The sequence below is a fragment of the Mycobacterium avium subsp. avium genome (assembly GCF_009741445.1).
GTDB lineage: Bacteria > Actinomycetota > Actinomycetes > Mycobacteriales > Mycobacteriaceae > Mycobacterium > Mycobacterium avium.
Genome location: NZ_CP046507.1, coordinates 1771931 through 1794403 on the forward strand (window position 1 = coordinate 1771931; position 22473 = coordinate 1794403).

Annotated in this window: 22 protein-coding genes; 8 read left to right on the forward strand and 14 right to left on the reverse strand. The window is 69.7% G+C overall.

Annotated elements, in window-relative coordinates:
* The first annotated feature begins 134 nt into the window (after nt 1–134).
* Nucleotides 135–356 (forward strand): hypothetical protein, encoded by a 222-nt coding sequence (locus MAA44156_RS08210; RefSeq protein ID WP_085988254.1) that lies wholly within the window; start codon nt 135–137, stop codon nt 354–356.
* 188 nt (nt 357–544) lie between these two features.
* Here the strand turns inward: MAA44156_RS08210 and MAA44156_RS08215 are convergent, their stop codons facing one another.
* Nucleotides 545–1183: a cutinase family protein gene (locus MAA44156_RS08215; RefSeq protein ID WP_370445545.1), complete on the reverse strand. Its 639-nt coding sequence runs from the start codon at nt 1181–1183 to the stop codon at nt 545–547.
* A 191-nt stretch (nt 1184–1374) separates the two neighbouring features.
* On the opposite strand from MAA44156_RS08215, the gene MAA44156_RS08220 reads away from it, so the two are divergent.
* Complete coding sequence (locus MAA44156_RS08220; protein ID WP_009976859.1) at nt 1375–2034, forward strand: class I SAM-dependent methyltransferase; 660 nt, start codon at nt 1375–1377, stop codon at nt 2032–2034.
* A gap of 4 nt (nt 2035–2038) precedes the next feature.
* Here the strand turns inward: MAA44156_RS08220 and mmpH are convergent, their stop codons facing one another.
* Genes mmpH through manT form a run of 3 tightly spaced genes read right to left on the reverse strand, consistent with a single transcriptional unit; the run spans nt 2039 to nt 5098 of the window.
* Nucleotides 2039–3109 (reverse strand): MMP endo-(1,4)-3-O-methyl-alpha-D-mannosidase, encoded by a 1071-nt coding sequence (mmpH, locus tag MAA44156_RS08225; protein ID WP_009976858.1) that lies wholly within the window; start codon nt 3107–3109, stop codon nt 2039–2041.
* On the reverse strand, nt 3096–3854 hold the full coding sequence (locus MAA44156_RS08230; protein ID WP_009976857.1) for a class I SAM-dependent methyltransferase: 759 nt from the start codon (nt 3852–3854) through the stop codon (nt 3096–3098). The genes mmpH and MAA44156_RS08230 overlap by 14 nt, the downstream gene beginning before the upstream one ends.
* Complete coding sequence (gene manT / locus MAA44156_RS08235) at nt 3848–5098, reverse strand: MMP alpha-(1->4)-mannosyltransferase (protein WP_023880043.1); 1251 nt, start codon at nt 5096–5098, stop codon at nt 3848–3850. Before manT ends, MAA44156_RS08230 begins: the two co-directional genes overlap by 7 nt.
* Before the next feature lie 333 nt (nt 5099–5431).
* Here manT and MAA44156_RS08240 point away from each other — a divergent pair, with 333 nt between their 5' ends.
* Complete coding sequence (locus tag MAA44156_RS08240; RefSeq protein ID WP_009976855.1) at nt 5432–6247, forward strand: DUF1906 domain-containing protein; 816 nt, start codon at nt 5432–5434, stop codon at nt 6245–6247.
* Between the two features lie 52 nt (nt 6248–6299).
* Here the strand turns inward: MAA44156_RS08240 and katG are convergent, their stop codons facing one another.
* From katG to MAA44156_RS08255, 3 genes are all read right to left on the reverse strand, one after another.
* Complete coding sequence (gene katG, locus MAA44156_RS08245; protein WP_009976853.1) at nt 6300–8546, reverse strand: catalase/peroxidase HPI; 2247 nt, start codon at nt 8544–8546, stop codon at nt 6300–6302.
* Nucleotides 8547–8582: 36 nt separating this feature from the next.
* The gene (locus MAA44156_RS08250; RefSeq protein WP_023861604.1) at nt 8583–9023 is read right to left on the reverse strand and encodes a Fur family transcriptional regulator; all 441 of its coding nucleotides are present in this window, start codon (nt 9021–9023) and stop codon (nt 8583–8585) included.
* 92 nt (nt 9024–9115) lie between these two features.
* Nucleotides 9116–10399, reverse strand: a complete 1284-nt coding sequence (locus tag MAA44156_RS08255; RefSeq protein WP_009976852.1) for a L,D-transpeptidase — start codon at nt 10397–10399, stop codon at nt 9116–9118.
* Nucleotides 10400–10521: 122 nt separating this feature from the next.
* On the opposite strand from MAA44156_RS08255, the gene MAA44156_RS08260 reads away from it, so the two are divergent.
* Nucleotides 10522–11316: a hypothetical protein gene (locus MAA44156_RS08260; protein ID WP_009976850.1), complete on the forward strand. Its 795-nt coding sequence runs from the start codon at nt 10522–10524 to the stop codon at nt 11314–11316.
* 59 nt (nt 11317–11375) lie between these two features.
* Nucleotides 11376–12881 carry an FAD-dependent oxidoreductase gene (locus MAA44156_RS08265; RefSeq protein ID WP_009976849.1) on the forward strand — a complete coding sequence of 502 codons (1506 nt, stop codon included), beginning with the start codon at nt 11376–11378 and terminating at the stop codon, nt 12879–12881.
* Between the two features lie 5 nt (nt 12882–12886).
* Here the strand turns inward: MAA44156_RS08265 and MAA44156_RS08270 are convergent, their stop codons facing one another.
* Together MAA44156_RS08270 and MAA44156_RS08275 are read right to left on the reverse strand one after the other, a co-directional pair.
* Nucleotides 12887–13936, reverse strand: a complete 1050-nt coding sequence (locus MAA44156_RS08270) for a class I SAM-dependent methyltransferase (RefSeq protein ID WP_019732651.1) — start codon at nt 13934–13936, stop codon at nt 12887–12889.
* Between the two features lie 58 nt (nt 13937–13994).
* Nucleotides 13995–15167, reverse strand: coding sequence for a glycosyltransferase (locus tag MAA44156_RS08275; RefSeq protein ID WP_009976848.1), 1173 nt, complete (start codon nt 15165–15167; stop codon nt 13995–13997).
* A 460-nt stretch (nt 15168–15627) separates the two neighbouring features.
* Between MAA44156_RS08275 and MAA44156_RS08280 the strand changes: the two genes are divergently transcribed.
* The 3 genes from MAA44156_RS08280 to MAA44156_RS08290 all read left to right on the forward strand — a co-directional run bounded on the left by MAA44156_RS08280 (nt 15628) and on the right by MAA44156_RS08290 (nt 18795).
* Nucleotides 15628–17013 (forward strand): PPE family protein, SVP subgroup, encoded by a 1386-nt coding sequence (locus MAA44156_RS08280; RefSeq protein ID WP_011725017.1) that lies wholly within the window; start codon nt 15628–15630, stop codon nt 17011–17013.
* A gap of 94 nt (nt 17014–17107) precedes the next feature.
* The gene (locus tag MAA44156_RS08285) at nt 17108–17875 is read left to right on the forward strand and encodes a C39 family peptidase (RefSeq protein ID WP_003876658.1); all 768 of its coding nucleotides are present in this window, start codon (nt 17108–17110) and stop codon (nt 17873–17875) included.
* A gap of 80 nt (nt 17876–17955) precedes the next feature.
* Nucleotides 17956–18795, forward strand: a complete 840-nt coding sequence (locus MAA44156_RS08290) for an MOSC domain-containing protein (protein WP_009976846.1) — start codon at nt 17956–17958, stop codon at nt 18793–18795.
* A gap of 121 nt (nt 18796–18916) precedes the next feature.
* Here MAA44156_RS08290 and MAA44156_RS08295 read toward each other — a convergent pair whose 3' ends face one another.
* Genes MAA44156_RS08295 through MAA44156_RS08315 form a run of 5 tightly spaced genes read right to left on the reverse strand, consistent with a single transcriptional unit; the run spans nt 18917 to nt 22449 of the window.
* Nucleotides 18917–19171: a hypothetical protein gene (locus tag MAA44156_RS08295; protein ID WP_009976844.1), complete on the reverse strand. Its 255-nt coding sequence runs from the start codon at nt 19169–19171 to the stop codon at nt 18917–18919.
* Nucleotides 19172–19203: 32 nt separating this feature from the next.
* Nucleotides 19204–19863 carry a DUF1345 domain-containing protein gene (locus MAA44156_RS08300; protein WP_011725014.1) on the reverse strand — a complete coding sequence of 220 codons (660 nt, stop codon included), beginning with the start codon at nt 19861–19863 and terminating at the stop codon, nt 19204–19206.
* A gap of 12 nt (nt 19864–19875) precedes the next feature.
* Nucleotides 19876–20538: a cutinase family protein gene (locus MAA44156_RS08305; RefSeq protein WP_023880038.1), complete on the reverse strand. Its 663-nt coding sequence runs from the start codon at nt 20536–20538 to the stop codon at nt 19876–19878.
* A gap of 56 nt (nt 20539–20594) precedes the next feature.
* A complete protein-coding gene (locus MAA44156_RS08310) occupies nt 20595–21368 on the reverse strand; it encodes an enoyl-CoA hydratase/isomerase family protein (RefSeq protein WP_009976840.1) in 774 nt (257 codons plus the stop codon).
* Nucleotides 21369–21426: 58 nt separating this feature from the next.
* Nucleotides 21427–22449 (reverse strand): YihY/virulence factor BrkB family protein, encoded by a 1023-nt coding sequence (locus MAA44156_RS08315; protein WP_009976838.1) that lies wholly within the window; start codon nt 22447–22449, stop codon nt 21427–21429.
* Nucleotides 22450–22473: the final 24 nt, after the last annotated feature.

Here is a 22473-nt window from a genome sequence, read left to right on the forward strand (position 1 = left end):
CACCGGATTGCGCATATGCGAATTCACGGCCAATTCTCATCCTGGCGGATGGTTTGGTCTCAGGATTCGGCGGGCATTCTGGAATCACGATCCGATAACCACTGTCCCGGCTTTTGCGAGTGGTGCTGAGAGGAGTGACGATCGTGGCGAATACATCAGAAGGCACGGTTATTTTCCTTCAGTCCCATCCGCTATGGGCCGCCGCTCAGCGCCGCGAGCGTGAACGCAGTGAAGCGATGCGTCGCCACCCGTCCTACCGCGCCCGGCAGCGCGCCGCGGCCTCGGGCACCGGCAATCCCGTCGTTCCGATGACCCGCAACTTCAAGCTGTATTCCAGCGGTAACACTCCGGCGTGAATTCGAAGCCCTGAACTGTGGGGGCCGGAATTCGGCTTCGCCGATCTGCCAAGCCTCGCGCGCCCCGGAATTGAGACTTGCCACCGCGATTTGCGCGCGACCCGACACCGAATTCCGCACGTGCCCGGATAACCGCGCCGCGACTGCGGGCGCCGCGGCGATCGGCTCGGCAACGCCGGTGCCGTCGATCAGAGCTTGCCGGCCACGAAGTCGGCGGCCTGGTCGGCCATGCCCGCGTCGATGTAGGCGCCGGCGAGATGCTGCGGCCAGTTCTGCTTCCACGTGTTCGGGTCGGCCGGGTTGCAGATCGGGTCGGCGCCGTGGCACAACTCGATGGTCCGGTCGTTGTAGGTCGGGTTGAAGTTGGTGATCGGACCCACCCACTGGCTTCCGTTGCCGAACAACGCGACGGCGGCGATGTGCTGGTCTACGCCGGGCGGCAGCGGGCTGTCGAATCCGAATGCGCCGATGGGTGCCGCGAGCACCACGTCGGTGACCGCCGCGCCGAGCGAGTAGCCCCCCAGCACCAGCCGGGTGTCCGGGCAGCTGTTGACCATGTCCTGAATGTGGCGGCTCATGTCGTTGGCGCCCTGGGCGACCTCAGTGTCGGCCGGGTACTGCACGGCGTAGACGCCGACGGTCCTGTTCACCCTGGACCGCAATGCGCTGATGAACGCATTGCCCAGCACGCCCGGTCCGGGGGACTCGTTGCGGCCGCGGGCAAACACGACCTGCACCGGGGTGCAGTTCGCGGCGGACGCGGGCGCCGCCGCCCCAGGGGTGCCGGGCGGGAGCAGCAGGGCGGCCGCCATGGCAACGGCCGTCATGGCAACAGCGGCGGTCACGACGGCCGGGCGGACGGCACCGGGATCACGGGTCAACGAGGCGCGCACACCGATGATGTTAAGGCGCGGTCGCTTCGCCCGCCGGACAGCCGGTGCGCCGGCCCGCGGTGATCGCTCAGCGCGAACATCGACCACGGTGACGGCGGTGTCGCGCAAGGCGATAGGTTCGGCTGATGAATCACGTCGACGAGCGTTTGTTCGCCCTGGCCGAACAGGTCCAGGGTTTCATGCCCGCCGAGGAGGGACGCGCGCTCTACGACACCGCGCTGCGCTACCTCGACGGCGGCACCGGCGTCGAAATCGGCACGTACTGCGGCAAATCCACGCTGTTCCTCGGCGCCGCGGCCCAACAGACCGGCAGCGTGCTGTACACGGTCGACCACCATCACGGCTCCGAGGAGCACCAGGCCGGCTGGGAATACCACGACGCCTCGTTGGTGGACGAGGTGACCGGCCTGTTCGACACGCTGCCGACGTTTCGTCGCACCCTGGACGCCGCCGGGCTGGACGACCACGTGGTGGCGGTCGTGGGGAAGTCACCGATCGTGGCCCGGGGCTGGCGATCACCGCTGCAGCTGTTGTTCATCGACGGCGGCCACAGCGAGACCGCCGCGAACCAGGACTTCGACGGATGGGCCAAGTGGGTGACGCCCGGCGGTGCGCTGGCCATTCACGACGTCTTCCCCGACCCCAGGGACGGCGGCCGGCCGCCGTATCACATCTATTGCCGGGCAATCGATTCCGGTCAGTTCAGGGAGGTGTCGGCCACCGGGTCGCTGCGCGTGCTGGAGCGGATCGGCGGCCGGGCGGGCGAGCCGGTCGAACAGGACTAAAGCGTCAGCGGCCGCTGGCCACGCATTCACAATCGAAGTCGGTCTGCAGGCCCACCGGCAGCGCGTCGCCGCGGAAGATCCCGGCGCCGGCGGTGGCATCCGACAGGGCGTCCGCCGCCAGGATCATCGCCGCGCCCGTCCACGTGGTGCGCTCCTCGGGCCAGCGTTTTCCGTCCGCGAAAACCAGTCCCGTCCAATATGAACCGTCGCCCTCGCGCAGGTGTTGCATCGCGGCGAACTGGCGATGAGCCTCGGAGCGCCGGCCCAGTGCCTCCAGCGCCATCACCAGCTCGCAGGTTTCGGCGCCGGTCACCCACGGGCGATCGCCCACGCACCGGATGCCCAGGCCGTCGACCACGAAGTCGTCCCAGCGCTGCTTGATCCGGGCGGCCGCCGCCGGACCGCGCACGGCGCTACCGAGAATGGGGTAGTACCAGTCCATCGAGTAGCGGTCCTTCTCGGTGAACGCCTCCGGGTGCGCGGTGATCGCGTGACCCAGCCGGCCCAGCGCCAGCTCCCACTCCGGCTGCGGGTCGTCGACCAGGCCGGCCAGCGCCAGCGCACACCGGATGCTGTGGAACACGCTGGAGCACCCGGTCAGCAGAGCCTCCGGCAACAGGCCGGCTTCGCTTCGCGCCCAAGTGATCTCGCCGTAGCCGACCTGCATGTCGATGACGAAGTCGATGGCCTTGCGCACCACCGGCCACATCTCGGCGGCAAACGAGTCGTCACCGGTGACCAGCACGTGATGCCACACCCCGGCGGCGATGTAGGCGCAAAAGTTGCTGTCGCTGTTGGCGTCTTCGATGACGCCCGCGCGGAATTGGATGGGCCAGGAGCCGTCGGGCCGCTGGGTGCGACGGCTCCATTCGAAGGCCGCCCGGGCCGGCTCGAGCAGCCCGGCGGTGGTGAGCGCCATCGCGCACTCCACGTGGTCCCACGGATCGGTGTGGCCGCCGTCGAACCAGGGGATGGCGCCCGACGGTTCCTGCTCGGCCGCGATCGACAGCGCGGTCTGCCGGCATTCCTCGGGTGTGAGCACCCCGGGGACCGCGGGCAGGCTAGACCGATGCAATGGAATATCCCGCGGTCGCTTGGCTTTTCGCGTCCTGTCGTTTGACGAAGTACATCGCCACGCTCTTGCCCACCAGCGGGTTGAGCAGCGACTCGGCCAGCTGGGTGATCTTGGGTCGCCGCATCAGGTCCCAGACCAACAGCTTGTGGTAGGCGGCCACCGCGCGGTGATCGGTGTTGTGTACGCCCACAGCGCATTTCAGCCACCAGAATGGGGAGTGCAGGGCATGGGCGTGATGCGCGTGGGTCAATGTCATTCCCCCGCTGAGGATCTTGGCGCGCAGGTCGCTGGCCCGGTAGATGCGGACGTGGCCGCCTTCGTTGCTGTGGTATTCGTCGGACAGCAGCCAGCAAACCCGCTCCGGCAGCCAGCGGGGCACACTGACCGCCAGCGTGCCGCCGACCTTGAGCACCCTGATCAATTCGGCGATGGCGGCGTCGTCGTGCGGGATGTGCTCGAGGATCTCCGACGCGATGACGCAGTCGAATGTCTGGTCGGGGTAGGGCAGCTTGAGTGCGTCACCGACGACCACCGTGGCCGACGCGCCGGCCGGCGCCTCGCCGCTGTCGGCCATCGCGCGCAGGACGGTGTCGACCGAACGCAATTCGGCCTCGTTCTGGTCGAAGGCGACGACGTCGGCGCTGCGCCGGTAGGCCTCGAACGCGTGCCGGCCCGCGCCGCAGCCCACGTCGATGACCTTGCTCGACGGCCCGATGCCCAGCCGGTCGAAATCGACCGTCAGCATGGCGCCCGGCCCGCTGCGTTGCGCGCGATCGCGCGCTCGTAGACCCGAACGGTCTGCGCCGCCACGGCTTCCCAGCTGAACACGTCGACCGCTCGGGTGCGGCCCGCCCGGCCCAGGCTGCGGCGCTTTTCCGGCGAATCCAGCAGCTCACCTAGGGCGCGGGTGAGGGCGTCGACGTCGGCGGGCGGCACCAGCTCGGCGCAGGCGCCGTCCGTGCCGAGTACTTCCGGCAGTGCGCCGACCCGGCTGGCGACGATCGGGGTGCCGCTGGCCATGGCTTCCACGGCCGGCAGCGAAAACCCTTCGTACAGCGAGGGGATGCAGGCGGCCTCCGCGGAAGCGAACAAGGCGGCCAGCTCGGCGTCGGACAGCCCGCTGGTGATGTGCACGATGTCGGAGATCCCGAGCTCGGCGATGAGTTTGTGGGTGGGGCCGTTGGGTTCGACCTTGGCCACCAGCCGCAGCTCGAGGTCCCGCACGGTGCGCAGCCGGGCGACCGCGTGCAGCAGGGTGCGGACGCCCTTGAGCGGCGTGTCGGCGCTGGCGATGGCGATGATCCGGCCGGGCTGGCGCGGGCCCGAACCCGGCTTGAACAGCTCGGTGTTCACCCCGAGCGGCACCACGTGCAGTTGCTCGGGGGAGACCCCGAAATCGGAGATGATGTCGGCCGCCGACGACGACGAGACCGTCAACAGGTCGGGGATGTGGCGGGCGACTTCCTGCTGCATGGCCAAAAACCCATACCAGCGGCGCACCAACGGTTTTCGCCACCATCGTGCGGCGGCCAGATCCAGCACCCGATCCCGGGTGATCGGATGGTGCACGGTGGCCACCACGGGAAGTCCCGCGCCGGCGATGCTGAGCAGGCCGGTGCCCAGGCTCTGGTTGTCGTGCACGACGTCGAAATCGGCTGTGCGCCCGGCAAGTAACCGCGCGGCGCGCAGCGTGAACGTCCGCGGTTCGGGGAAGCCCGCCGTCCAGGTGGTCAGCAGTTCCAAAAGGTCGATGGAGTCCCGGATTTCGCTCGGCCGCGGCACCCGGAACGGGTCGGGTTCGCGATACAGGTCGAGGCTGGGCACCTCGGTGAGCCGGACCCGCGGGTCGAGCAGGTCGGGATACGGCTGCCCGGAGAACACCTCGACGTCGTGACCGAGCTCCACCAGGCCGTGGCTGAGATGGCGCACGTAGACGCCCTGTCCGCCGCAATGGGTCTTACTACGGTAGGACAGCAGAGCAATTCGCATACTCAACTCTTCTTTGCTGGAAAATGACCGCGGAATGGCGCCGAATCCATCGCGGTCAACGGACTCCCGAACTCCGCGACAGCAAACTGGACATGTGTCCAGACTATAGTTCGATCACCTAAGCGAGCGCAACGAGTCCGGAATCCGCCGTCCCGCGCGTAGGCGGCCCCCGGGATGTCCGACACGCAAAGATCATGCCACTGGCTCGTGGGCGTCCTCCGTCCGACCGGTCGGTGGCCGGCGCGCGGCGCGCCCGGCGGCGCACCGGCCGCGCCCGGCTGACCGGCGCCGACGACCCGAAACCGCGACCGCGGGTTTTGCTACCATCGCGCGGTGCGGGATTCGGCCGGACCGGGTGCACGCGGCGATCGACGACCGCCGTCACGGCGCGAGGTCCTCGGCTACGCCGCCGGATGCGCCCTGGCGCCGGTGCTGCTGAGCCTGGGCACGATGGCCGGCGCGGGCGGTCCGACCGCCCGCGCCGCCGGGCTGAAGCTGATCGACTTTGCCGAGCGCAGGATCGCGCCCGAGGAGATCAAGGCGGCCGGCTACGACGGCGTGGTGAACTACGTATCGCTGTCGCGGCCGGGCGCCGACTTCGAGGCCAAACCGCTGACCCGGGACTACGCCGACGCGCTGCGCGCCGCGGGCCTGCACATCGTCAGCAACTTCCAGTACGGCAAGCCCGGATGGCCGGACCCGTCGGATTTCACCCGCGGCTACGACGGCGGCGTCGCCGATGCGCACACGGCCACGCAGTTGCACGCCGCGGCCGGCGGCCCGGACTCGGCGCCCATCTTCTTCAGCGTCGACGACGACATCGACGCCGACACGTGGAACAACGTTGCGGTGCAATGGTTTCGGGGGATCAACTCGGTGCTGGGCGTCGGCCGTACCGGCATCTACGGGCATGCCCGGGCGTGCGGGTGGGCGATCCGTGACGGCGTCGTCGGGCCGTCCAGCACTCCGGGCCACCGGTGGGCGTGGCAGACCCGGTCGTGGTCGCATGGCGAGCGGGAGCCCGCGGCGGTGCTGTACCAGGCCGTGGTCAACAGCCCGGGCAGCCCGGGCCCGCTGCTGGGCGGCATCAACGTGGACGTCGACGACGTCCTCGCCGCCGACTACGGGCAGTGGGACTTCGCGCGGTGACCTAAATGCACGACACCCCGCGAGCCGGTGACTCGTGGGGTGTCGCCCGGTGTCACTTCAGGTCGAAGCGGTCGTTGTTCATCACCTTGACCCAGGCCGCGACGAAGTCCTCGACGAACTTGCCCTGATTGTCGTCCTGGGCGTAGACCTCGGCCAGCGCCCGCAGCACCGAGTTCGAGCCGAACACAAGGTCATTCGCGGTGGCGGTCCACTTGAGCGCGCCGGTGGCCCGGTCGTGTCCCTCGTAGACGTTCTCGGCGGTCTCCGACGCCTTCCACTCGGTGCCCATGTCAAGCAGGTTGACGAAGAAGTCGTTGGTCAACGCGCCCGGCCGGTCGGTGAACACGCCGTGCTTGCTGCCTCCGTGGTTGGCGCCGAGGGCGCGCAGCCCGCCGACCAGCACCGTCATCTCCGGGCCCGTCACACCGAGCAGGTAGGCCCGTTCCAGCAACAGCTGCTCGAGCGGGGCCTTCTCGCCGGGCCGCGCGAAGTTGCGGAATCCGTCGGCCCGCGGCTCGAGCACCGCGAACGAGTCCACGTCGGTGCTCTCCTGCGAGGCGTCGGTGCGCCCGGGCGCGAAGTGCACCGAGATCTCGTAGCCGGCGTCCTTGGCCGCCTTCTCGACCGCGGCCGAGCCGGCCAGCACGATCAGGTCGGCCAGGGAGATCTTCTTACCGCCGGACGCCGACGCGTTGAAGTCCTGCTGGATCTTTTCCAGCACGGGCAGCACCTTGTCCAGCTCCGAGGGCTCGTTGGCCTCCCAGTTGCGCTGCGGCTGCAGGCGCAGCCGTCCGCCGTTCGCGCCACCGCGCTTGTCGGTGTTGCGGTAGCTGCCGGCCGCCGACCACGCGGTCTTGACCAACTGCGGCACCGACAGCCCGGAGGCGAGCACTTTGTCCTTCAGGGCGGCTACGTCGTTGTCGTCGACCAGCGGGTGGTCGACGGGCGGAACCGGGTCCTGCCACAGCTGCGGTTCGGGGACCCAAGGCCCCAGGAACCGCGAGACCGGTCCCATGTCGCGGTGCAGCAGCTTGTACCACGCCTTGGCGAAGGCGTCGGCCAACTCCTCGGGGTGGTCGAGCCAGCGCCGGGTGATGTCGCGGTAGATCGGGCTCTCGCGCAGCGAGATGTCGGTGACCAGCATCGTGGGCGCGCGGCCCGGCCCGCCGAACGGGTCGGGAATGGTGCCCGCGCCGGCGCCGTCCTTGGCGGTGAACTGCCAGGCCCCGGCGGGGCTCTTGGTCAGCTCCCACTCGTAGCCGTACAGGGTCTCCAGGAAGGTGTTGTCCCACTTGGTCGGGGTGGGCGTCCAGACCACCTCCAGGCCGCTGGTGATGGCGTCCTTGCCCACGCCGGTCCCGTACGAGCTCTTCCAGCCCAGACCCTGCTGTTCGATCGGGGCCGCCTCGGGCTCCGGGCCGACCAGGTCGGCGTCGCCGGCGCCGTGGGTCTTGCCGAAGCTGTGGCCGCCGACGATCAGGGCTGCGGTCTCCTCGTCGTTCATCGCCATCCGGCCGAAGGTCTCACGGATGTCGATGGCCGCGGCGATCGGATCCGGCTTGCCTTCGGGCCCTTCGGGATTCACGTAGATCAGACCCATGGTGGTGGCCCCGTAGGGCTGTGCCAGCTCGCGCTCGCCGGTGCCCGGGTAGCGCTTGTCGGTGCCCAACCATTCGTCCTCTTCACCCCAGAGGATCTCCTCGGGCTCCCAGACGTCCTCGCGGCCGAACGCGAAGCCGAAGGTCTTGAAACCCATCGACTCCAGCGCGCAGTTGCCGGCGAAGATGATCAGGTCCGCCCAGGAGATCTTGTTGCCGTACTTCTTCTTGACCGGCCACAGCAGCCGCCGGGCCTTGTCCAGGCTCACGTTGTCCGGCCAGCTGTTGAGCGGGGCGAACCGCTGCATGCCCTGCCCGCCGCCGCCGCGGCCGTCGTGGATGCGGTAGGTGCCCGCGGCATGCCAGCTCATCCGGATGAACAGGCCACCGTAGTGGCCGTAGTCGGCGGGCCACCAGTCCTGCGAGGTGGTCATCACCGAGATCACGTCGGCCTTGAGCGCCTCGACGTCGAGCTTGGCGAATTCCTCGGCGTAGTCGAAGTCTTCGCCCAGCGGATTGGCTTCGGCGACATGGGGGTGCAGCCTGGACACGTCGATCTGGTTGGGCCACCAGTCCCGGTTGGTCAGGGGGGCATTCGACTTCGGGTGCGGCGAAGGGATTGCTGGGTTTTCGCTTTCGCTTTTGCTGGCCGTCCCGGTGTCCGGTTGGGGTGGGCGGCTGGCGGATGTATCAGATGACACAGCATTCCTTTCGAGGGTGGGTGAATCGGGCTGCGATCAAGAACCTGCCGTCGAGCAATCGGCGCACAGGCCCCAGTAGATGACTTCGGCCTCGTCGAGGACGAAGCCGTCGAGAACGTTGTCGTCGTCCGACGGCGTCAGGCAGGGAGCCTCGCCGACCGCGCAGTCGACGTCGGCGATGGTCCCGCAGGACCGGCAGACGACGTGGTGGTGATTGTCGCCGACCCGCGACTCGTAGCGGGCGACCATGCCCAGCGGTTGGATGCGCCGGACCAGGCCCACGGCGGTCAGCGCGTTGAGCACGTCGTACACGGCTTGGCGGGACACGTCGGGCAGGGCCATTCGCACCGCCGAGAAGATCGTCTCGGTGTCGGCGTGCGGGTTGGCGTCCACGACTTCCAGCACGGCAACCCGGGGCCGGGTCACCCGCAGATCGGCCATCCGCAACCTGTCCGCGTAATCGGCCGTCGATGACACCGCACCAGAATGACTCACTTATTTGGAACGAGTCAAGAGTTTATTGTGAAGTGGAGCACAACAGCGGTGTCCAATGAGCTGCGTCACCCGCCTCAGGTGGGTTTGAGCGCGGAGCCCCGACGCCACTGATCCCAGCTCAGCGTCCAATCGCCGTTCTGCGCCAGCGTCAGCGGCGGCCCGCCGCTGTTGCGGACCTCGACCACGTCGCCGGGCACCGAGAAGTCGTAGAACCATTTCGCGTTGTCGGCGTTGAGGTTCAGGCAGCCGTGCGAGGTGTCCTGGTGGCCCTGCGCCCACACCGTCGCGTCGAGCTCGTGCAGATAGATACCGTCCGAGCTGATCTTGGTGGCGTAGTTGATGGTTTCGCGATACCCGAGCCGGGAATTCTTGGGCAACCCGAACGTCGAGGAGTCCATGACGACCGGGTTGCCCTTGTCGAGCACGGTGTAGACGCCCGGCGGGGTCCACAGCGAAATCGACCGACCGCCGATGTTCTCGGTGCCGCCCATCCCCATGGACGTGGGCATGGTGCGCACCAGGACGCCGTTGTCGAACACGCTGACCTGGTGGGTGGCGTCGTCGGCGATCGAGACGTGCGCGTCGCCGATGCGGAATGACACCCGGCTGTCGTCCTGCCCGAACAGGCCGTCGCCCAACGCAATTCCGTAGATCTTCGCCTCGGCAGTGACGGTGGTGCCGGGCGCGTAGTAATGCTCGGGGCGCCAGTGCGCGTTTTGGCCGTCCACCCAGAACCACGAGCCCGTGACCTTCGGATTGGTGGTCACGTTCAGGTGCCGCTCGGCGGCGGCCCGGTCGGCGATCTGCTCGTCGAAGTGCGCGACGATCACCGTCCCGACGCCGTAGCTCGCGCCGTCGCGCAGCGGCGATTCCGACGTGGTGGTGAACGACACCTTGGTCTGGTTCGAGGGCCGCAGCGTGGAGAACGTCGAAACCTGTTTGGTCTCAACACCATCGGTGCCGCGGCTGGTGATCGTCAGCGTGTAGTTGCGGCCGTAGCCCAACGCGACGGTGGGTTTCCACACCAGGTTGTCGGGGGTCATCACGCCCTGCACCGCCGTGCCGCCCTCGTTGACCATTTCGACGCCGGCCAGGGTGCCCGTCTCGGCCTTGACCAGCACCGGCGCGACCGGGTCGACATTCCGCGCGCCGGGGCCCGGGGTGATCCTCACGCGCGCCGGCCCAGTGGTTTTCGGGGCGGCACCGCCGGGGCAACCGCCGTGCGGGCACGGTGCGGCCTCCGCCAGTTGGATAGCGCCGGCCACCGCGACGACGACGAACACCGCGGCCAGGAATCGGCGCGGCCGGCGGACGCCGAGGATGCGGCCGACGAGCCGATCGCTGCTCTTGGACGCCATGACGCTGTTCGAATCCCGCTTCCTCATCACCCGCCGACGATGGTGTGCTCGATGTTGTAGGTCAGGTATCCCGGGACGTACCGTTTTTAAACCGACCGGCATCCGCGGGAGAGCATGGCTTCATGGCCGACGAGGACCTCGACACTCTCTACTGGGTGCCGCCGCAGCAGTTCACCGCCGAGCGCGCCCGGCTGGCCGCGGCGGCCTCGGCGCGTGGCGACGATGCCGCGGCCCAACGGATTTCGGCGGCCCGCAAACCCACCGCGGCGGCCTGGATCGTCAACCGGTTGGCCTTGCGGCACAAGGACGCCCGACAGCGGCTGGCCGACCTCGGTGAGCGGTTGCGGGCCGCGCACGCCGCTTTGGACGGGGCGCGCATTCGCGAATTGTCCGCCGAGCAGCACCGGCTCATCGACGAACTCACCGGCGCCGCGCTGCGGGCGGCCGACGTGCGCACGCCGTCGGCCGCCGTCCGCGAAGACCTGACCGGCACGCTGCAAGCCGCCGTCGCCGACCCGCAGGTGCGGGCGCGCCTGGGCCGGCTCACCCGGCCCGAGCGGTGGTCGGGCTTCGGTGACTTGGGTGACTTGGCTGACGTGGGTGACGCCCCGAGCCCCGAGCCCGAGCCGGCGAACCGAAAGCCGGCGCGCGCCGCCGCGCAGAACCGGCAGGCGCAGCGGCTGCGCGCCGCCGTCGCCGCCGCCGAAGACGCCATAGCCCGGGCCGACGCGGAGTTGTCCGAGGGCAGGGCCCGACGCGATGCGGCCCGGCAGCGGCGCGACGCGGCGGCCCGGGAGCTGCGGGACGCCGAGCGGGAACTGCGCGGCGCCGAGGGCGACTACGACACGGCGGAAAAGGCCAGCCGCGCCGCCGCGGAAACGCTGCAGCAGGCCAGGGCCCGGCTACGACAGGGCTGAGCCCGCGGCGTTTCTTCGGGCCGGGCCGGGGTATCAGCACTGCCGTGACTTCTTTGTGGATGAGCGAGCGCACCGAACGTCCTTGGGCCGCAAGCCAGCTTGACCAGGGGCCGGCGTCCGCCGACGTGATCGTGGTGGGCGCCGGAATCACCGGCCTGATGACGGCGGCGCTGCTGGCCCGCGCGGGCAAGGACGTGCTGGTGCTGGAGGCGCGCACGGTGGGCGCCTGCGCGACCGGCAACACCACCGCGAAAATCAGCCTGCTGCAAGGCAGCCAGCTGTCCAAGGTGCTGCCGCGGCACGGCCGGGAGGTGACGCGCGCGTACGTGGACGGCAACCGCGAGGGCCAGGAATGGGTGTTGGGCCACTGCGAGGCGCACGGCGTGGCGGTGCAACGCGAAGACGCCTACACCTACGCCCAGTCCGTCCGGGGCGTGCCGTCGGCGCGCGCCGAGTTCGAGGCCTGTCAGGCGGTCGGGCTCCCGGTGGTGTGGCAGGACGACGCCGAGGTGCCGTTCGCCTATCACGGCGGGGTGCGCCTGGCCGACCAGGCGCAGTTCGACCCGATGCCCTTCCTCGACTCGCTGGCCGTCGAACTGCTCGGCCGCGGCGGCCGGCTGGTCGAGCACACCCGGGTGCGGCGCGTGTCCTGGCGCGGCAAGGGGGTGCGCGTCCACGCCAACCAGGGCAGCGATGCCGCCGGCCACGACGTCGAACTGCACGCCGACCAGCTGGTGCTCGCCACCGGCATCCCTATCCTGGATCGCGGCGGCTATTTCGCCCGGGTCAAGCCCAGCCGGTCCTACTGCCTGGCCTTCAAGGTCCCCGGCAACATCACCCGGCCGATGATGATCTCCACCGACTCGCCGACCCGTTCGGTGCGGTACGCGCCGGTGCCCGACGGGGAGCGGCTGATCGTGGGCGGCGCGGGTCATACCGTGGGCCGCGAGAAGAGCCCGTCCGCTGCGCTGGACGAACTGTCGGCGTGGACCCGCAAGCATTTTCCGGGTGCGGTGCAGACTCACTTCTGGTCGGCCCAGGACTACACGCCCATCGACCACCTGCCCTACGTGGGCCCCATCCTGCCCAACAGCGAAACGATTTTCGTGGCAACGGGTTTCAACAAGTGGGGGATGACCAACGGGGCCGCGGCGGCGTTGGCGCTGTCCAGCCGGATCCTGGGCGGGCGAATGGACTGGGCGCGCGCGTTCGCCAGCTGGAGCCCGCACGAGCTGTCGGGTCTGGCCACCGCCGTGCAGGCCAACCTCGAGGTCGGCTTCAACCTGACCAAGGGCTGGATCACTCCGGCGGTGCGGATCGGGCGCCGCAGCCCGGTCGACGGTGACGGCGGTGTGGTCAGCGGCCCGCCGTGGCACCTACAGGCCCGCTGCCGCGTCGACGGCACCGAGCACCGCGTGTCACCGGTGTGTCCCCATCTGGGCGGCATCGTGAACTGGAACGACGCCGACAAGGCGTGGGAATGCCCGCTGCACGGGTCGCGCTTCGCACCCGACGGCACCCTGCTGGAAGGACCGGCGACCCGGGACCTGACCGCGTCGCGCTGAGCGACTCACCCGGCGCGCGTCTTGGCGAAGACGATCCAGCGCAGTTCGATCGGGGAGTCGTCCCGTTCGACGTCGAACACGTCGAGGCCACCGGCCCAACCCTCGAACCACCCGGTGGGCGGCCAGGATTCGGCGGGCGAATGGGTCTTCTCGTACTCGTAGGCGGAGTCGTCGGCGACGAGCGCGAGCGGCAGCCCGCCCGCCGCGCCCATCACCTCGTCGCGGGTGAAGACCATGCTGTTGCACTGCTGACTGAATTGCACCGCGGCGGCGTCGGGAACGTAGCCGTCGCGGGCCAGGAAGGTGTTGAAGACCAGCCGTCCGCCGGGCGCCAGGCATTCGGCGGCGAGTTCGAACATGCCGCGCAACTCGTGGGCGGTGCGGAAGTCGGGCACCACCTCGGAGAGCACCATCAGCTGGTAGCGGTCGCGGGTATTCTCCATCGCCGTGAACACGTCGCTTTGAATAACGTTGACGCCCAAGGATTCCCGCTCGGCATCGGCGCGCATCGCCTCGGCGAACTTCGCGGTCATCTCCACCGCGTCCACCGGGTGACCGCGCCGGGCCAGCGCCAGCGCGTTGCGCCCGGTCCCCGCGCCGACGTCGAGCACCCGATAGGTGGCGGGGTCGTCGGCCTCGGCGGCCAGGGTCAGCACCCGCGCGTCGGGCTCGGTGCCGAACAGCGGCGGCGGACGCACGGCCACCCACTGTTCGTAGTCGGCCTCGATGGTGCGCCAGTCGGCCTGGACGTGGAAGTTCACGCCCGTGCCGAACGGGGCGTGATACGAGATGAGCACGTCCGACCGGGGGGAGGCCTTGAAGGCCTTGGCCAGTTCGACTTCCAGCGCCGAGCGCAGCTGCGCGAACTGCTCGGGGGCATACCAGACGCCCAGGGTGGCGCAGACGTTGCCACACAACTGGAGGTATTCGTCGATCATGGCCGGGACGGCCGGCACCCTGATGGTGCCCTCGGCCGACGTGCGGCGGTAGATCCGCCGGATCACCGCCTCGCGCAGCAGCGACGGATCGAACGAGCGATTCGGCGGATCCTGCACCAGAACCTTCTACACGACGGGCCGGCTTTGCACCACCGCCCGGGCACCCCGGCGCCGATCAGCCCCCGCGGGCGGCGTCCTCGAGCAGATCCGCCGCGGCCGCGACGCTTTCGCCGGGTTTGGTCATCCGGGTGGCGACCTCCCGGGCCCGGTCGTGGTAGCGCCCGTCCAGCACACAGCGAAGATCGGCGGTCAATGAGTCCAGGGTGGACGCCGAGAACGCGCGCGCGAGGCCGACTTCCAACGCGCTGACCGCCTCAGCCCAGACCGGCTGATCGAGCCACAACCACAGGATCAGCATCGGCACGCCGGCCCGCAAACCCGCGGCGGTGGTGCCGGACCCGCCGTGGTGCACCACCGCGCGGCAGGCCGGAAAGACCGCGGCGTGGTTGACCGCCGGCACGATTTTCACGTGGTCCTCGGGCGGGATGCCGGTGAAATCGTTTGGGCCACTGCAGATCAACGCCCGTTCACCCACCCGCGCGCAGGCAGCGCTGATCACCGCGACCGTCTCGGCGGGGGAGCTGACGGGGGTGCTGCCGAAGCCGAAGTAGACGGGCGCGGTCCCGTCGGCGATCCAGGACAGTACTTCGTCGTCGACGCCGGTCGGCAGGCCCAGGGTCAGCGACCCCACGAACGGCCGCCGGTGCCCCGCCGTCGCCCACTGCTCTGCCCGCCCGGGCACGCACAGCTCGTCGTAGGCCTGGATCTCCAGCGCCGCCCGGTCCGATTGCCCGGCGTCGGCGGGCAAACCGAGCGCCTGACGCTGGGCGGCTTCGGCGGCGGCGGTGACGTGTGACTGTATCCAGCCGAGCTCCAGCGTGTCGGCGGGGAAGAAGTGCAGCGCCGCCAGCGGGGCGCCGACGCGCTGGGCGACGTTGGCGGCCAGCCGCTGCTCGTTCATCCCGGCCACCAGCAGATCGGCGCCTGCCGCCAGCGCGGCGAGCGTTTCGCTCTTGGCGGCCCACACCGCGGTGACCCGCTCGGTCAGCTGCGGTAGCGCGCTGATCGGATTCTGCACCGTGTGGACGAAATCGGTGGCGGTGTTGATCTGCTCGCGGCTGTCCGGCCCGTAGGCCACCGCGCGCAGTCCGGCCGACTCCGCCAGGCCGAGCTGGTCGGGCGACAGCGCGATCCGGACGTCGTGGCCGCGGCCCTGCAACTCCCGGGCGACGGCGGCGCAGGGTTCGACGTCGCCCCGGCTGCCGTAGGTGGCCAGCACAATCTTCATCAACCAACCTCACTCACGGATGCTGCTCCGAATCCAAGCAGAACACCCCCCGGGCCGCCCGCCCGCAAGGTCCCGGCGGGCCCGCGGGCCGAGGTGACCACGGTTTTTGCTGGAAGCGCGCGGCTGAGACCGCACTGAGAACAATTTGCTCACGACGCGTCATACCCTTGTCGATCGCAGCCGTCACGCCCCGGTAACCTAGCGTTAACCCACCGCAACAATTTCGCTGTATTCGTGAACGTGGGCGACAGTTGCAGATGTGTGCGACCGATCCTGGACAGTTGGGGGCTCTCATCCGGCTGGACTTCGATGCGGTACCGGCAGTACCAGAAGGATTGCGATTTGTTTGCTGCTCAGGTGGCTATCCCCAGATCACGTCCCACATCACGCACGCCCGGCATGACCCGCGCTGACGCCATCCGTCCCGGCACGGCCAGCGCAGCGATCGGAGGAGAACGACATGGACTTCGCGGTACTACCGCCGGAGGTTAACTCCGCGCGGATGTACGCCGGTCCGGGGTCGGGACCCATGCTGGCCGCGGCGATGGCGTGGGACGAGCTGGCCGCCACCCTGCATTCGACGGCGGACTCCTATCAGGCGGAGATCACCGCCCTGACCTCCGGGCCGTGGGTCGGGCCGTCGGCGGCCGCGATGATCGCGGCGATCACGCCCTACCTGACGTGGATGCGCACCACCGGAGCCCAGGCCGAAGAGACCGCCAACAACGCCCGGGCGGCGGCCTTCGCCTACGAGACGGCGTTCGCCGAGACGGTGCCGCCCCCGGTGGTCACGGCCAACCGCACGCTGCTCGCCCAGCTGGTCGCGACCAACATCCTGGGGCAGAACACGCCGGCGATCGCCACCACCGAGGCGGAGTACGCCGAGATGTGGGCGCGCGACGCGGCCGCCATGTACGGCTACGCCGGCGCCGCCGCCGCGGCGACCCGGCTGACCCCGTTCACCCAACCGGATCCGACCACCAACTCCGGCGCCGATCAGTCGCAGGCGGTGTCGAAGGCCGCGGCCACCGCCGCCGGCAGCACCCGCAACACCGTGACGCAGCAGCCGTTCTCGGCGGTGCCCAACATGCTGAACAACCTTGCGGTGTCGCCGAACGCGCTCGGCGACCCGTCGGTGACCGACCTGCTGGGGCTGGAGAGCGACCTGATCGCGATCTTCCTCGACGCGCCGGCCAGCGTGGTCGGGATGGGCGTCGACGCACCCTCGGCCACGATCGCGCTGCCCTTCGACATCGCCGGCGCCCTGACCGGTTTCCACACCGACGACATCGTCAGTGGCTGGGCCGGCGTGCAACCCTGGCCGGGCACCGGAGCGGTGCCGCCGTCGCCGTTCCCGGTCATCACCAACCCGGCGGGCGGTTTCGGGACGCTGGCGTCGGCGGGCCTGGGCCAGGCGAAAACCGTCGGAACCTTGTCGGTGCCGCCGACGTGGACGGCCGCGGCTCCGGCGATCCGGCCGGCCGCCCTGGCGCTGCCGGCCACCACGGTGACCGCCGCCGCCGAAACCGCGGCCACCGCCGCACCCGCTGGCACCGGGAGTTTGTTCGGCGAGATGGCCGCGGCGGGTTTGGCCGGGCGCGCGATGGCCGGCACCACCGGCCTCGGTCGCGAGCGGGCCCGGGCCGAGGCCGCCAAGGCGCCGCGCGAACCGGGCCAAGAACCGGGCAAGGCGCCGAAACAGGAGCCGGCGGCGCCGGCAGTCAGCGCGGGCGGACCGATCACCAGCATCGCCGCCGAGCTGCGCGAGCTGGCATCGCTGCGGGACGCGGGGATCCTGACGCAGCAGGAATTCGAAGAACAGAAGAAGCGCCTGCTGCCAAGCTGATTTCGAGGGTTCACTGTGATTTGGCCCTAGCGCCGCGCCCGGGGTGCTACCGTTTGCTGGCCCTTCGACCGTTCGACGAAATCCGGTAGCACGCATGCCCACCCTCCGCCTCGGCCGCGCCGCCCGGGTTGCCGTGCTCGCGGCGTGCATCGGGTTGGCCGGCGCGCCGCTCGTCGCGGGGTGTGGCGCCGCCCCTCCGGCCACCACCGCGGCGACCGCGTCGGTGACCACGTCGGCGACCAAAGCCGTTGCAGCACAAGATAATCCGTCGTCCACGACCGCTACTCCCGGCCGGTACGGGAATCCCGCGGCCGCCGCCCGCTACTGGGCGGCGCAGTCGCTCGAGGACAACTGCGGACTGGTCTCCGTCGCCGACGTGGTGGGCGAAATCACCGGCACCGCACCGAGTGAACGGCAGATGCTCGACCTGGCCGAGTCGACCCCGTCGGGCACCAATCCCGGTCCGATCTACGCGCCGCGCAACGACCCCAGCCATTCGGGCCCCAACGCCGGCATCGAGTTGGCCGACCTCGTCGTGCTGCTCGATCACTTCGGCATCAAGTCGGAGATGGTCTCGGCGACCGAGCCGGACCGCACCGGCCTGCCCGCGTTGGAGCAATACCTCGCCAAGAACCGCAAGATCATCGCCTTCGTCAACTCCTCGGTCATCCTGAACGCCGATGACCAGCGCACCAAAGCCGACCACTTCCTGGTCGTGACGGGCATCGACACGGACACCCAGATCGTGCACCTCAACGACCCGGGTATCGACCACGCCGACGAACAGGTCGGTGTCGCCACGTTCATGACGGCCTGGGAGACCAGTGATCAGTCGATCGTGGTGACCGCGGCGCCGATCTGAACGGTGGTGCGGCCCCGGCGTTTCGGGCACAGTGAGCACAGCGAACAATAGTGTGCAGTTGCGCCGAGTGAAGGTGGGTGATGGACGAGTCGACGGCCGCCCGCGCCGCGGTGCCGATGCGGGTCGAGGCCTTGCTGCGTTACCCGGTGAAGTCGATGCTGGGCGAAACGCTGGACCGGCTGGCGGTCGACGAGCACGGCGCCCAGGGCGACCGGCGGCTGGCGCTCGTCGACGACGAAACCGGACACGTCGCCAGCGCCAAGAATCCCCGGCTCTGGCGTGACCTGTTGACGTGCACCGCGCGCGCCGATGCGAGTGGGGTGCGCATCAGCCTGCCCGACGGGATGGACGTGGCCGCCGATGACCCCGGCGTCGACGAGTTGATCTCCCGGTTGACGCGGCGCCGGGTCCGGCTGATCGCGCGCCGCCCCGACGGCGCCACGCTGGTGCGCCCCGATCCGGAGCAGCTGCTCGAGCGCGGCCTCGACGCCGAGGTCGACGGCCGCATTCTGCGGATCTCCGCGGCCACCCCGGGTCATTCGTTCACCGACGAAGCCCCGCTGCATGCGATCACCACCGCCACCCTGCAGCACATCGGGGTGGAGGCGCTGCGCTACCGGCCCAACCTGGTGATCGCCACCCCGCCGGGCTATCCGCCGTATGCCGAAAACGATTGGGCGGGAAGCGAAATCACGGTCGGGGAGGCCAGGTTGCGGGTGCTGACTGCCACGTCGCGCTGCGTGGTTCCCACTCTCGAGCACGGCCGGCTGCCGCGGGCCCCGCACGCGCTTCGCATTCCCGCGGCCGAAAATCGTTTGGACACAGGCGGTCACGGCCCGCAGCCGTGCGCCGGGGCCTATCTGGCGGTGCTGGCCGAGGGGGTCATCACCGTCGGCGACCCGGTCACCGTCGAATCGTAGCGTCCGGCGCGGCGGGCGGTTGTGCGGTCATGGCGGCCCACCCCCTTCGTCGCGGCACCGACTCGCGGCGAGCCGGTCACCGAGACGCCTACCCGGATCGCCGGGCGTCTACGCAGAGACGTCAGTCATCGGCGTTGGGCGTGGGGCTTTGGGCGGATTCCCATTTCGCCTCGAGTGCCCGGGTCACCCGGGTGCCGGCGGGCAGGTCGAGTTGAAAGGTCTCGCCGCCGTCGCTTTCCAGGGTGACGAGATAGCCCCCGTCGGTGGCGTCCTTGAAGACGACCTTGTAGGCCCGTTCACCGGACCCGCGGTCGACGGCGATGAGGTCGCCCGGGGTGACGTCGTCGATCAACTCGTTGCCGGAGACTTTGGACATAGCCCCGACGGTAGCCGATCGGCCGGGGCCGCTCAGAGCTTGGCGCCCAGCCCCGCGATCAAGTTGATCGTGACGGCCAGGATCACCGCGCCGAGCAGGTAGGACAGCAGGGCGTGGCGCAGCACCGTGGACCGGATGGCGGTCAGCCCGATCTCGGTGTCGGACACCTGGTAGGTCATGCCGACCGTGAACGCCACGTAGGCGAAATCCCGGAAGCGGGGCGGCTCCGGGTCGTGGAAGTTGATGCCGCCCGGCTGACCCGAGTAGTACAGCCGCGCGTAGTGCACGGTGAACAGGGTGTGCACGGCGAACCAGGACGCGGCGACCGCCAGGATGCCCAGCACGGCGGCGGCCACCGCCCGAGCGCCGGCATGCGACCCGGCGGCCACCACGTAACCGACCCCGGCCAGGCTCGCGACGCTGGCCGACAAAATGACCGCGTCGGCAACCCAGCGGGTGGGATCCTCCCGCGTCGCCCAGACGCGGGTCTGCTCGGCGTCCATGCCGAACAGGATGAGCTGCGTCCACGCCACATACACCCCGGCCGTCACCACCCAGCCGACCAGCGCGAACCGCCAGCCGACGGTGTTGCCCACCACCACGGCGACGGCGACGCCGAGCAGCACGGCCACCGACATCCGCACCGCGACGGTGTCGCGGAACAACTTGACCAGGGGCAACGCCGCAGCCACGGTGAGCGGTCGCTAGGTGCGCGGCGAGCCCTGGTTGAGGTGGTTGGCCGCGAACGTCGCGGCGTGCGCGGTCATGCCCGCGTCGATGTAGGACACGTGCGCCATGATGTTGCCGCCGCCGGAGCAGATCGGGTCGTCGGGGGCGCACAGGCTGATCGTCTTGCCGCCGTAGAGCGGGTTGATCGTCGGCAGCGGCTGGCCGCCCCACAGCATGGTGGAGAAGCCGCTCGAGGGCTCACCGAACAGGGCCACCGCGGCGACGTGGTCGGCCACCGAGGGCGGCATCGCGTTGGTGGCCAGGTCGATCACGGTCGAGCCCTGCGAGTAGCCGCCGAGCACGATGCGCGAGTTGGGGCAGGCGGCCACGGTGTCCTGGACGTGCGCGCTCGCGTCGTCGGCGCCGGCGTTCGCGCTGTTGTGGTAGTCGTCGTTGGCCGGGTAGTTGACCGCGTACACGTCGACGGACCGCCCGCCGAGCTGCGAGGTGAGCGAGTCGACGAAGGCCTGTCCGATATTGCCCAGACCGGGTTCCTGGTGGGTGCCCCGGGCGAACACCACCGAGACGTCCGAGCAGGGGTCGGCGGCGGCGACCGGGTTGCCCACGGGTGCACTCAGCAGCGCCCACGTCGTCACAACCGAGATACCAACCAAGCGGGCAAGTCTGCGTGCATTCATCCTGGAATCCTGACACACCGCCCGGCGCGGCGGTGCCGGTGCCCGGCCGGCACGCCTCACCGGCCGCGCCATTGCGGCTTGCGTTTCTCGGTCCAGGCCCGGATGCCTTCGGCGACGTCCTCGGTGGCCCCGGCCACCTTGCGCATGGTCTCGCCGAAGCGCACCGACTCGATCCAGCCCATGTCCGCGGTGCGCCACGCCACCTCTTTGGTCGCCCGCTGGGCCAGGGGTGCGGCCTCGGTCAGGGTGCGGGCCCAGGCCCGCGCCTCGGCCTGCAGCCGGTCGGGCTCCACCAGCTTCCAGACCAGCCCGATCTCCTTGGCCCGCTCCGCGCTCATCGGCTTGCCGGTCAACAGCAGCTCCATCGCATTGGCCCAGCCCACCCGGCGGGGCAACCGGATCGCCCCGACGATGGTGGGCACGCCGATCGCCACCTCGGGATAGCAGAACGTCGCCTCGGTGCTGGCGATGACGAAGTCGCAGAACAACACCCCGGTCAGGCCGTAGCCGATGCAGGGGCCGTGCACGGCGGCGATGGTCGGCTTGAACAGTTCCATGCCGGACTCGAAGGAGTTGATCGTCGGCTTCTCCCAGAAGGTGCCGCCGAAGGTGCCGACCGAGCCTTCGCCGTCCTTGAGGTCACCGCCGGCGCAGAACACGTCGCCGTTGGCGGTCAGGATCCCGACCCAGGCGTCCAGGTCGTCGCGGAAGCGGTCCCAGGCCGCATTGAGGTCCTGGCGCAGCGCGCCGTTGATGGCGTTGCGCGCCTCGGGGCGGTTCAGGGTGATGGTGGCGACGTGGTCGTGCAGCTCATAGGTGACCAGACTCATGAGGGGAGACTATTTCCCCGTCGCCATCGCGTTCGCACAAGGCCGCCGCCCACCCGGCTCACGGTGTGCGCGGCCGCCGCACATCGCCGAAAATATTAAGGCGCCCAACGGTTTTGGCGGGTGAGCGTTTGGCGTCGTCTAATCTGACGCTGACCCGCTCGAAGGCCTTGACGCGTTCGGCCTTGACCTTCTTGGTGTAGGTCCGGCGATCGGCCGACGTGAGATCCGCGTCGTCGCTGAATGCGCCGAGCAGGGCGCGCGGGTACAGCCGCTCCACCAGAACGACATTGACCTCCGCGCACACCACCAGCACGGTCGACGCCAGGAACAGAAAGGCCAACGCGCCCAGCACCAACGCGAACACGCTGTTGGTGGCGCTGGCCCGCTTCACCACGTGCGCGACATAGCCGGCCCCGAACCATTGCAGGAGTTGCCAAACGAGCGCTGCCGCAACGGCTCCCGGCCACACCTGCCGGTAGGACAGCGCACGCGCGGTGGTGAGGCGGAACAGCACCAGGCAGATCAGCGCGTTGATGGCCACCGAGGTGAGTGCAAGTCCGGCCTTGCCGAGGAAGCCGAGCCCCGCCGTGGCCTGGCCCGCCGCGGCCAGCAGGGTCGCCGCGATGGCCGCCGAGCCGAGCACCAAAAGCAGCAGCAGGCTGCGCACCCGCGACCGAATCGGGTTGGGGCGCTTGTGTTTCGGCACTGCCCACACCGAGTCCATGGCGTTCTGCACCGCCTGACCCACGCCCAGGCCGCCGTACAGGGCACCGGCCAGGCCCACGATCACGCCGGCCGCTCCTCCGCTGAGGCCCTCGGGGTGGTGCAGCTGGCTTCCGATGACCGGGAACTCGCTCAAGGTGCTGTGCAGCACCTGGGCCTGCAGATCGGGCCGGCCCGCCAGGATCACCCCCAGGCCGGTGGTCAACAGCAGCAGCAGCGGAAACAGCGACACCAGCGCGTAGTAGGTGATCAGCGCGGCGAGGTAACCGCCCTGGTCGTCGTTGTATTTGTAGACGACACCGACGATCACGCCGACGGCCCGATTCCGTCGCTGAAGCCTGTCCAGCCAACCGACCATCGCCGATCACTTCCCCCACCCGAG